This window comes from Alteromonas sp. G4i13, assembly GCF_054960505.1.
This window is the reverse complement of sequence record NZ_JBHNYX010000078.1, coordinates 1-11,654: the sequence shown is the minus strand read 5'-3', so window position 1 is coordinate 11,654 and position 11,654 is coordinate 1. Positions and strand designations below refer to the sequence as shown.

At 46.7% G+C, this 11,654-nt stretch carries 8 protein-coding genes and 1 pseudogene; 7 read left to right on the top strand and 2 right to left on the bottom strand.

The window, feature by feature from the left end; translation table 11 throughout:
- The first annotated feature begins 663 nt into the window (after positions 1–663).
- Positions 664–834, top strand: a complete 171-nt coding sequence (locus tag ACFI6J_RS20990) for a hypothetical protein (RefSeq protein WP_187447770.1) — start codon at positions 664–666, stop codon at positions 832–834.
- 386 nt (positions 835–1,220) lie between these two features.
- Here ACFI6J_RS20990 and ACFI6J_RS20985 read toward each other — a convergent pair.
- Positions 1,221–2,069: pseudogene (locus ACFI6J_RS20985) on the bottom strand (methyl-accepting chemotaxis protein); the annotation flags it as partial.
- 359 nt (positions 2,070–2,428) lie between these two features.
- Here ACFI6J_RS20985 and ACFI6J_RS20980 point away from each other — a divergent pair.
- From ACFI6J_RS20980 to ACFI6J_RS20960, 5 genes are all read left to right on the top strand, one after another.
- Positions 2,429–3,319 (top strand): transporter, encoded by an 891-nt coding sequence (locus ACFI6J_RS20980; RefSeq protein ID WP_187447769.1) that lies wholly within the window; start codon positions 2,429–2,431, stop codon positions 3,317–3,319.
- Between the two features lie 231 nt (positions 3,320–3,550).
- On the top strand, positions 3,551–5,458 hold the full coding sequence (locus tag ACFI6J_RS20975) for a sigma-54-dependent Fis family transcriptional regulator (RefSeq protein WP_338854093.1): 1,908 nt from the start codon (positions 3,551–3,553) through the stop codon (positions 5,456–5,458).
- 169 nt (positions 5,459–5,627) lie between these two features.
- Positions 5,628–6,176, top strand: a complete 549-nt coding sequence (locus ACFI6J_RS20970) for a gluconate 2-dehydrogenase subunit 3 family protein (protein WP_218309931.1) — start codon at positions 5,628–5,630, stop codon at positions 6,174–6,176.
- A gap of 20 nt (positions 6,177–6,196) precedes the next feature.
- Positions 6,197–7,744, top strand: a complete 1,548-nt coding sequence (locus tag ACFI6J_RS20965) for an FAD-dependent oxidoreductase (RefSeq protein WP_218309930.1) — start codon at positions 6,197–6,199, stop codon at positions 7,742–7,744.
- A gap of 9 nt (positions 7,745–7,753) precedes the next feature.
- Positions 7,754–9,208, top strand: a complete 1,455-nt coding sequence (locus ACFI6J_RS20960) for an aldehyde dehydrogenase family protein (RefSeq protein ID WP_218309929.1) — start codon at positions 7,754–7,756, stop codon at positions 9,206–9,208.
- Between the two features lie 155 nt (positions 9,209–9,363).
- On the opposite strand, the gene ACFI6J_RS20955 is transcribed toward ACFI6J_RS20960, so the two are convergent.
- The gene (locus ACFI6J_RS20955; protein ID WP_287149488.1) at positions 9,364–10,386 is read right to left on the bottom strand and encodes a LacI family DNA-binding transcriptional regulator; all 1,023 of its coding nucleotides are present in this window, start codon (positions 10,384–10,386) and stop codon (positions 9,364–9,366) included.
- A gap of 218 nt (positions 10,387–10,604) precedes the next feature.
- On the opposite strand from ACFI6J_RS20955, the gene ACFI6J_RS20950 reads away from it, so the two are divergent.
- Positions 10,605–11,654, top strand: a 1,050-nt coding sequence (locus ACFI6J_RS20950) for a DUF4158 domain-containing protein (RefSeq protein WP_462586379.1), incomplete at its 3' end; no start/stop codon positions are given.

The following is an 11,654-nucleotide window of genomic DNA, read 5'->3' as shown; positions in this document are numbered from 1 at the left end:
CCAAGTTGAAACATTTCAACGTAAGCTAAATGTATATGAGTATGTGCAATATTGCGAGGCGCTTGGTTTAGAGCCAACTGAAGGACTCAGTTTTTTGAGAAAGAACTAGCGTCTAGTCCTTTTCTATAGAAATGGTTTCAGCTTTTACAATTTAACACTTCCACCTTTTATATTACTATGCTGCTTAGACTAAGAAGAAAGAGTTAAGTTATTGTGATTAATAATGTGTGCGAAGCGTTTGTTGATGTAACCCCCATTGTCACAAAACCGTTCTTTTGTGACTACAATTACACTACGCACGAACGAATGGCATCTTAATATCATGATTTTAAATATTTATACTTTAATCTTGTTTTGAATTCTCGTGTGAAGTTGTTCGCGCAATTTATTTTTTGTGAGCGTCAACATATATGGCTCAGGCAAATGAGCTAATATGTATTGCAAAATCCACTAACTCTCGGCAATGAATGCGAACAGGGGCAGCATTAAAGCCAAGGAATAACTGCAGGGCATTCCGATCAGTTTCAGCAGTTAGAAGACATCAAATCATTCCTCAAATATTAGCAGAGCTATTTGTTGCTAGCTGCGTTTCTGGCCATGCGTACAGTATTGTAAAGCTAGCGATCCATTAGAATAAGAGTCTTTACTAAGAGGGCCTATGGAATGCCGTTTTTAGAAAATGACGCAGTACAAATTACAGAGTATGAACTGGCTCTAGACTCGAATATTAGGGCCGAGCAGATTGAAGTTTTACTGCGCAATTTAGTGTCTTTACGACATGAGGAGGAAGATAAATTCGTGATTCCGTTCGATGACGTAATCGTTACGCTTTAAGTGTGAGATTCATATAGTTCGTTACAATATGTAAGGTGCATTCCGGCATTCCGGCATTCCGGCATTCCGGCATTCCGGACAATGATTCTGGGATAAACCATCCTTTGGTACTAATTTTAGATCTGAACACAAATTGACGAGAGTCGGTTTTTTATCTTTACGGAACGTCTCAATTTTAATAATTTCAGCTCAATTTACTTATGATCATTGGGCTTAACATTGCTCGCCTATCTTAAGTAAAGCTGAGATTGCTCCGACACCACTAAGTTGCAAACATCCCCGCGCTCTAAAAGTAGTGACAACGTGTTTAACGTTGACTGCTGCAAAAGTAATTTTTGATAAATCTCACCGACGACCGCCGTTCTTTCCTTTGCACCCTGGGTGATCTCCACCATGGCCTCAAGTGCAAGGGTAGATTGATTTAAGCTGTCTTCACTGGCGACGACCGCGGCCTCCATACCATTACCAGCATCGGCAGACGTTTCCTTTAACTGCTTAACAATTGCTCCTATCTCTTCACTGGACGTATTAGCGCTATTTGCCAGCTCTCGCACTTCATTGGCAACGACTGCAAACCCTCTGCCATGCTCGCCTGCTCGGGCGGCCTCAATTGACGCGTTCAAAGCCAGTAAATTAGTTTGTTTAGCAATATCCTGAATCTGCCCGACAATAACCGCTATTTTGTCAGATTGATGGGTAAGCTGAATAAACACATTTTTTACCGTTACAATGTGCTCGGCCAAATATTCACTCGCCGTTTGACAATTCTTTGTATACTCGAAACTCTCATTCACTTTTTTGCCGGAGTAGCCCGCTAATTCCCTGGCTTTTTCCATACCCAGCAGAATCTCTGATAATATGGCTGAGGCTTTGGCGATTTCCGGGCACAGCTGCTCAATTACAGTCTCTTCTCTCTGTTTATCCTGAACGGCATTTTCCTGATCATTAGAAGGTAGTTGCTGACATAACGTCTGTGGCTCGTTTGCTGGCGGTTCAACTTCGACTTCCTGATATATGGTAAACACTTCAGATTTCGGGAACCGACGACCCAGGAGCATGACATAAATACTGCTCCCGGTTGCAATAATGCTAGCCAACAAACTTAATGAAACAGATCCGGAATAAAATGGTATGCCTGTAGCCAGCCACCACATTGAGAGTGCCAGCATTCCAAATCCGTATTGTTTTATTTTAATCTGCTTTACCTGCAGGTTTAACTTATCTGCCTTTTCCACGACATTCGCTCCTACTGCTTGTTAAAGGTCCATTCACCGTAAAAATCGCCGGCGTGAATGGAGTGCTGAGAGAATGCAAAATTAACACCGCATTTACAAACACCGAGAAAATAGCCGGACTCCACGCGGTACGCGATTTACCAGCAGGTAAAAGGATTTGACACGAATAGTCGCTACCGCAAAGTGTTTCATTTTGAGAATCACATAACACCTGGTGTAGTTTTTTAAAACACTCCGATATGTAATTTTATTAACATAACAAGGCTAAATGATTGTTTTGAAATACGGTTTTTGTTTATGGAATGTTAAATGCAATAACAAATATGACGTAATGCGTTAACTTTTATAAGGATAACTAGATGAAAAACACACGGTTAAAACCAGCTTTGCTGTCACTAAGCCTGTCATGTGCGGCATTAACTTCTACCGCTCAGGCAGCTCAGGTAGCTACCGATCCGGGTGACTACGCGCCACTTCCAGCGGGCATCGACCTGGGCATTTTGTACCTTCAGTCATTTGAAAACGATGAGTTCTACGTTAATGGCCAGCAGGTTGAAAACGGCCCGACGTTAAGTGCCGACATTGGCCTGTTGCGTTGGGTGCACTACATTGAACTGGGCGGTTTTATTATCGATCCTCAGGTGATCCTACCGTTTGGACAACTCAAACTTAATGCTGGCGGCGCAGAAATCGAAGCATCAGGCATTGGAGACCCTATACTAGGGGCCACTATCTGGCTGTATAATAACCCGGACACCAAACAAGCAGTTGGCGTAACAGGGCTGGTTTCAGTACCTTTAGGTAGTTACGACACTGAAAAAGGTCCAGTGAATCTAGGCGAAAACCGCACTAAGTTTATTACCCAGGCGGCCTTTATTACGCCAATCAGCGAGCAGTTTTCCCTTCATCTGGTGGGTGAATACACCTTCTTTGGCGATAATGACGATTTTGGCGCATCAGGGATCACCCGTAAACAGGACGATCAATACGGTTATCAGGTGCATCTGAACTACCATATTTCTGATACCACCACCGCCTCAGTAAACTATTACCACGACTTCGGTGCAGAATCTCAAGTGTCCGAAGTTGAGCAGCAGGACGAGCTGAACAATAACCGCTGGCAGGTTACGCTGCAGCACTTCTTACAACCAGATTTACAGGTGCAAGCTCAGTATGGCCGCAGTATTTCGGTAGAAAATGGCTTTTTTGAAACCGATCGCATTAATCTGCGTTTTGTAAAAGTGTTTTAAACTTGAAATAGTCTCCCTCAGAGTACAGGGTGTGCATAGCATTGATAAGTACATCCTGCTTTTACTTGGCAACCCCTCTACCAAATTCATATAGCGAACAAATATTCACATATAAAACATATTACAAATATTTTACAATTCATGCTAGACTGAAGCTTTATTTTTCGATTACCAGAAATTACGGTTGTTTTCGCTATGTGTTAGCACAGCAAACCCCAAAAGGTCGAAGTAATGAGCAATGAATTAAGTGTAATCCGTCAGCGTTTTATTGAAGGAGATGTTCAGGTAGCCAGCATGCTACCCAGTGCCATTCGGGAGTCGTGGCTTCGCTGTGCAGACCAAACCCTCCCCATGTCAGGCAAACTCGAATACAGTTTTATTAGGCCTGATCTTCTGGACCAGCTTAAATACCAGAATGAAGAGCTGCTTACGGTTTCAAACCGCCATGTCGAGCAGCTGTTCAGGGCTGTTGCAGGTGCCGGCTGGTCGGTCTTGTTAACTGATCAGGATTGTAATGCATTGCAGGTTCGCCAGGCTAATCGTCTAAGTAACTCGCGCATCGCCCAGGCCTTTAAAGACGGCATCATGCTGAATGAGAACGTGGTAGGTACAACGGCCATGTCCTGCGCAGTAAACAGTAAAAAGTTCAGCCGCGTATTTGGCGGCGAACATTACAAAGAGCAACACAACACTTTTCACTGTGCGGCGGCACCGGTTTTTGACCATATGGGCCGTTTATGCGCTTCTCTGGACATCACCAACGAACACTCCATTAACGATATGGCCGTGTTTTACATGCTTGAGACCTGCGCCAGAAATATCCAGAAATCGCTGATCCTGAATCTTAGCGATACCTATGTTATCGAGATTATTCCCTCTTCCGGGCAATTCGGTGATATCACTAATCTGCTGCTGGCGATTACGCCGGAAGGAAAGATGGTTGGCTGTAACGAAGCCGCTTCAACCTTTATTTCAGACCAGCGGCGCTTTTTTGATACCTGGTTCGACGGCTTATTCAGTTCCGATTTTCAGTTAGTCACCAGCAAACGCGCGGCAAATGGCGAACCGTTTTATTTAACCCTCCACTCGGGCGTCACCCTGGCCTCAAGAATAATCAGAACGCCTCAGGTCGCCCCCGTAAAGCATACCAGTCAGTTTAATTACCCGGCCACTGTAGAAATTAAGCCTGAATCACAGACGACCTTCGGCGATGAACAGCTGACAAAGTCGGTACAACGCGGCGCCAGAGTGCTCAACCGTTTACCCGTTATGCTTTATGGTGAATCCGGCGTTGGTAAAGAAGTTACCGCCCGTCACCTGCACGATGCCAGTCAGTGTCGTGGAAAGTTTATCTCTATTAACTGCGCGTCGATTCCAGAAAACCTCATCGAAAGCGAACTGTTTGGGTATCAGGCCGGTGCGTTTACCGGTGCCGATAAAAATGGTTTTAAAGGGCGTATTGCCGAAGCCGACAAAGGTACCTTGTTTTTGGATGAAATCGGCGATATGCCTCTCGCCCTCCAAAGCCGTTTGTTACGGGTGCTGGAAACCCGCGAGGTGAGTCCGTTAGGATCATCAAAGGAACATAAAGTCGATTTTCAGCTTATCTGTGCAACGAATGTCAACCTTGAACAAGCCATTGATGAAGGCCGTTTTAGGCAGGATTTGTACTTTCGTTTAAAAGGCTTTGCCATTCCCATTAAACCCTTGCGGGAACGGGATGATAAACTGGCCATTGCTGCCACTATTGTTAACGCCGACTGCCAGCATAAACAAAGCCTGAGTGCCGAAGTTAAACGCTTTATTCAGTGTTATAACTGGCCTGGCAACATCCGCGAATTGCGCAATGTGTTGCTGTATGCCGATGCCATTGGTGATGAGACTACCCTCATTCAAATGGATGAGCTTCCCGACGAGTATCAAACCTGTCAGACCTGCGTATCTCAGCCCGCCATTTCGACATCTGCCCAGCCAATGGGATCAGGACGCTTACTGGATCAGGCCAGTCAGGAACTGATCAATCAGGTGGTTGAGGATTGCAGCGGCAATATGAGCCAGGCAGCGAAGACCCTGGGCATCTCCCGGGCCACGTTATACCGCAAACTGGCCAAAGAACGTTCTGACAGTGCATTAAACTGAGACTGGCACCTGCCTGGCAGTGTTTCAAAATGAAACACTGCCAAACCACTTTTCAAAAAACCAAATAAATATCAACAAATTAACTTTTAATTAACTTTTGGCACACTCCCTGCGTAACCATGCTGTACGTAGTTGTAATCGCTATAACACAACGATAAAGGGCAATCCAATGTCACATATTAATAATCAACGCAGGCAGTTCTTAAAACTGGCAACCGCCATCACCGCAACCGTCATGAGCTGTTCGTCTATGCAGGTCATGGCAGGCATTCTGACCGACGAAAACAAAATGGATGCAACCGAGCAGGCCGTATTTAAGAAAATGCTTGCTATCGCCTTACCTACCGAGGGCACTACCCTGGTGAATCCGGCCACGTTACCGGTTATCCCGACCATTGAAGGCGCCTTGCTGGCAGGCATGCCACCGCATATCCGTAAAGGGCTTAATCAGGGTATTCATTACTTTAATCAAAGCGCCGAAAAAGCCTACGGCAAGCCTTTTACCAAGCTATCCGACGCCGACGCAACTGCCTTTGTGGATGCCTGGGCAGACTCAGATGTAGCGCCGCATCGTGCTTTAGCGATGGGGATTAAAAAGCTCACTGTGCTGGCTTACTGGGCTATTCCGAACACCTGGGCACCGTTAGGTTATGACGGTCCGGTATCGGAAAAATGGGGACTTAAAAAGCGCGGTGTTACACCCGAGCCACAAGCTTAAATATCGGTAGGAGTATAACGATGTCTACAACTCAAAATCAGTTAAACGTAAAAACCGCTGCCGATATCACTGCAGCCCAACTCGACCTTGACGCCGACGTGGTCATTATTGGATCTGGCGCGGGTGGCGGGATCAATGCCTACGAACTGGCCAAAGCCGGTAAAAAAGTAATCGTGCTGGAGGCTGGCCCTTATGTACCATCAGAAAAATTCACCGAAATGATGGCCGTTTCCATGGCCACCCTGTATGAAGGTGAAGGTGCACAAAGTAACACCGATGGCGATATTACTGTATTGCAGGGTCGCTGTGTGGGTGGCTCTACCGTGGTCAACGCCGCACTGTGTTTCCGTACTCCGGATTACTACCTGAATAAATGGGGTAAAGAATATGGCCTGACGAACCTCACACCCGATGTCATGTTGCCGTACTTTGAAAAAGTCGAAAAAAAACTCGGGATCACCGAAGTGAAAGGTCACGAAACCAGCGTGGGTGCCGAGTACATTAAAAAAGGTATGCAGAAGCTGGATATTCCGCTGGGCCTGGCCCGACGCAATATACGTGATTGCGCCATGACCGGCTTTTGCTTTGCTGGCTGCAAAACTGACCGTAAACAATCGATGATGGTGACTTACCTGCCCTGGGCATGTAATCACGGCGCCGTTATTTATGCCGATACCCGGGTAACCAAAATTAACACCGTCAACGGTGCTGCCAGTGGTGTAAATGCTGAAGTTGTCGATCCGAAAACTGGCAAGGTAAAAACCCGCATGAAGGTCAATGCGCCTATAGTGGTGCTGGCTGCAGGGCCTACAGGCTCGCCGCTGCTGTTACAACAATCCGGGCTGGCAAACTCCAGTGGTCAGGTGGGTAAAAACTTCGCCTGCCACCCGTCACTTTCCGTTACCGCAATGTTCGACAAACAGCTGAATGATTTCCACGGCGCTACACACAGCCTGTTCGACGACAGCCATACCCTGCCGGATGATGGAGGCTGGATCCAACTCAATGCAGTTCAGGATCCCGTAGAAGCCTCATTTATGGCGGAGCCAGGAACGGGTAAACCCTACGTGCGCTACATGCAGAACTACCCTAACTCCACGCGGCTGATTACCCTGATCCACGATAAAAACGTGGGTGAAGTAACGCTGGAAAACGGCTACAAGGAAATTCGCTATCAGGTAGACGATGAAGACTTTGAAGCCATGAAGAAAGGCCTGAAGGATAATGCGCGCATTCTGTTTGCAGCCGGTGCCAAATACCTGTACCTGCCGACGTCAGATAAACAGCGGATCAATTCCGTGGACGACATCGACAGCGTTATTGATGCCCTTGAAAATGAACCGGCGCGTTATCGCTACACGTCGTTCCATCCACAGGGCACCTGCCGGATGGGGGCCGACAAAACCAAAACCGTGGTTAACCCCTATGGTGAAACCCACGACATTAAGAAGCTGTATGTGGTAGATGCCAGTCTGCTTCCCACATCAATTGGTTATAACCCGTCTGAAACGGTTTATGCGCTGGCCAGTTACATTGCCGATCACATCAACCAAACGAATCCAAGTTAAGGTATTAGCATGAATTATCAAGACATCAGCCAGAGTGACTTTTCCCTCGACTACACATCTGGCTTCTCCGGTGCTGCGTTCGACATTGTCGAACCTGCCACCGGCACCGTTTTCGGCAGTATTAATGCTGCCACTGCCGCCGAAGCAGGCGATGTCATCAGCCGTTGTAAGCAGGCACAGCCGGACTGGGCTGCCACCACCTTTGAAACCCGCGCTGGTATCCTGCGCCGATTTGCGCAGGCACTCGAAGCCAATGCCGAACTTATTCATGCCTGGAATGCCAGAGAATGCGGCTCTATCCGGCCTAAAAGCGAATGGGAATTACAGGCTTGTGTAGAACAAACCTATATGGCCGCCAGTCAGACCCAGGCACCCAATGGCGAAATATACCCATCGGCGATGCCGGGGCGCAAAAACATGCGTGTGCGCATTCCGGTAGGCGTAGTTGGCGTTATCGCACCGTGGAACTTTCCATTGTTACTCTCATTACGAGCGGTATTACCGGCCCTTGCCATGGGCAACAGTGTAGTGCTGAAACCCGATCCGCAGAGCTTTTTTACCGGCGGGGTGATTATTCAGCAACTGATGCGCGAGGCGGGTTTACCTGACCATGTGCTGGGTTTATTGCCGGGTGGTGCCGAACCAGGTCAGGCCGTGGTTGAGCATCCGGATACCGGCATGATCGCGTTTACCGGATCCACTGCGGTGGGCCGCTCAATCGCGAAGCATTGCGCCGCAACATTCAAGAAAACATCGCTGGAACTGGGCGGTAACAATGCCTTTATCGTGCTGGCCGATGCAGATATCGCTTCAGCGTCATCCTGTGCTGCCTGGGGTGCGTTCCTCCATCAGGGGCAGATATGCATGCAATCCGGGCGTCATATTGTCCACAAGGACGTGGCCGAAGCCTACGCCTCGGCACTGGCTGAACGCGCTAATAACCTGTATGCCGGAAACCCGTTTACCGAACAATGCCATCTTGGCCCGTTAATTAACCAGACCCAGGCCGATAAGGTTGAGGCTCTGATTGATGAGTCTGTGGCAATGGGCGCCAAAGTGATTGCCGGCGGCACGGTTGAGGGCCGATTAGTGCGCCCAACCGTACTGACTAACGTAACACCGGATATGCCGGTATTTCAGCAGGAAATATTTGGCCCGGTTGCCCCCATTGTAACCTTTAGCACTGAGCAGGAAGCCATTGCGCTGGCCAATGCGACGTCGCTGGGATTATCTGCCTCCATTCATACCGCAGACAGTGCCAAAGGCGAATACCTGGCCGGGCTGATAGAAGCCGGTATGGTGCATGTGAATGATCAAACGGTAAACAATGAGTATCACATTCCGTTTGGCGGGTTAAAAGACTCAGGGGATGCTGGCCGTATTGGCGGTCCGGTAAACCTTGATGAGTTTACCCACAGTAAATGGATAAGCGTAATGAACCAGGGAATTCAGTACCCGTTCTGATTATTTCGCTAATAAAAAATGCCAGTCAGTTAAGCTGACTGGCATTTTTTATCGACTCACTTTTGGTTTCTACACCTATGGTAAGTAAAGAAAACCGTTTACCCTAAACCCAAAAGATTATTCAACCAAACTACTTATTAGTGACGCTCAAACAATTACAAATTAGGCGCACAGGAACTCCGCATTATTAACTCACACGCCAAATCCTGTTTGTGGTTAACATGCTGCTTTTGTATTAAGGAATAAATAAGCTTTTCTGCTGCCGCACGCCCAAGATTAACAACCGGTTGACGAATAGTACTCAATGGTGGCCATATATTTCGCGAATTAGGATCGTCGTCAAAGCCTATGACCGATAGGTCGTAAGGAATTTTCAGGTGCAATTGATTAGCAACCCGGTATATCAACATTGCCAGATAATCTGTAGAGCAAAAAACGGCTGTAGGACAGTTTTCATTATTTAGTAACTGCCTTACTGCCATCTCATACTCACTGTCAGTGCCCTCTAGGGTCTTCACTAATGATGGTTCAATTTCTAATCCTGCTTCCTTATGGGCTTGTTGGTAACCCTCGAATCGAGATACACCTCCATATCCTTTTAGGTCATTGATAAAAGCAATTTTAGTATGACCTACACTCATCAAGTGTCGCATCGCCGTCAAAGCACCATCGTATTCCATCGTGTAAACGCAGTCATCTTCATCTATATTTAATGGTGCAATCCTGACAATGCCTTTATCTAGTGATTTTAACGTTCTAATTAAGTCTGGATCATTGCTTAATGGCGGCGCAATAATATAGCCATCGGGATTCGAACGATTCGCAATATGCTCAACAATAGCTGATATATCATTATAGTTTACAAAGTCACACGGACGAACCAATAAATCATAACCAGCTTCATCACAGGCGCTAACCGCACCATAAGTAAGACGGGAGGAGTATGAATTGGAATCATGTACTGCGTAGAGTAGTGCTATAAGATAAGATTGTTGAGTTCTTAATCGCCGGGCATTCAGATCAGGTTGATAACCAGTTTGGCGAATAGCACTTTCAACCTTTTCCCGATTGCTACTGCGCACGGTTAGATCTTTATTGATTACTCTGGAAACTGTCTTAATCGAAACACCGGCCACTCTCGCCACATCATGAATAGTGCTGTTTTTCCTCTCTTTCATACCATTCTACACCTCAATAATCACTCCAGAATATTGACACAATTGTGTCAATTTACACAAGAAGCAACCACACCTGTTCAGGGGTTCTAGGGATTTTCCCCTCTAAAGTAACATAGAACGCTACAGGTATTATATTATATGGTCTGTGGCGGTGGGTTACCTTCCAATATTCTGCCATCTTATATAAACACCATCAATCATATTGGCGTTTATTCATCATGGCAATTAGTAATGAACTCTCGATTCTGACTCAGGCAGAACAACGAGACTTGTATTCAGCACCTCAGTTTTCTATTGAGGAACAACGTTTGTATTTTTCGCTAAACGATGTAGAACAGGCCGAATGCCGTACTATCAGGCTTACTAAACATCGTTGTTATTTCGTGGCGCTTCTGGGCTATTTTAAATCTAAGCCAGTGATCATTGCTCCGAGTTTCCGTGATATCAGTATCGACATGCAGTTTATTGCCTCCCAAATTCAAAGAGGTAAAGGGATCAAGCCTTTCAGTGTCAGTAAAATGCAGCGTGACCGTATTTACTCAAGGATACTGCGTCTACTTAATTACAATAAGTGGAATGAAAAACAGCACCTCAATGCTCTGTGCCACCACCTGGTTTACATTGGTCATGCCTGGCTGGAGCCTCGACACCTCTTTGATGCGGCCATTGAATACCTTGCCAGCCATAACATTGCCATTCCTAAGTACTCCGTGCTTCAAAGACTGATAAGCCGCACAATGCAACAGGTCAGAAAAGACCTGACGCTCCAACTGAATCAACTTACCAGTAATGAACTTAACGTCTTTCTGGACAACATAATCACTACTAAAGACGACGGGCTGAGTCTGAGCCATCTCAGGGGTGGTGCCAAAAGTCTGACCGTGCCTGAGCTTAAAAAAGAGCTCGCCATTTACCACCGGTTAGCACCATGGAACACGCAAATAAATGACGTTGTGGACAGGCTCAATCTGTCGCTAAAAAATCGACAACACTTCAGCGGCCTTATTGATTACTACGGCAGTAAAGTGCGGCGCTTCAAACGCTCACAGCAGCACCTGTGGTTACTGTGTCATCTGACAGAGCGCATGCAACTTGCACTGGAGCGCCTGACGGATGGGTTTGTTTACCATATCCGAAAACAACAGGAAGCCGCCAACGCCTTTGCACAACAAGCAGTGTTCCTGTCCTGGCAGTCAGCTGCGGACAATGTCACGAAAGCGGCAGAGCTACTTCACCTGTTTGTTGACGAGAATATTGATGACAATCAG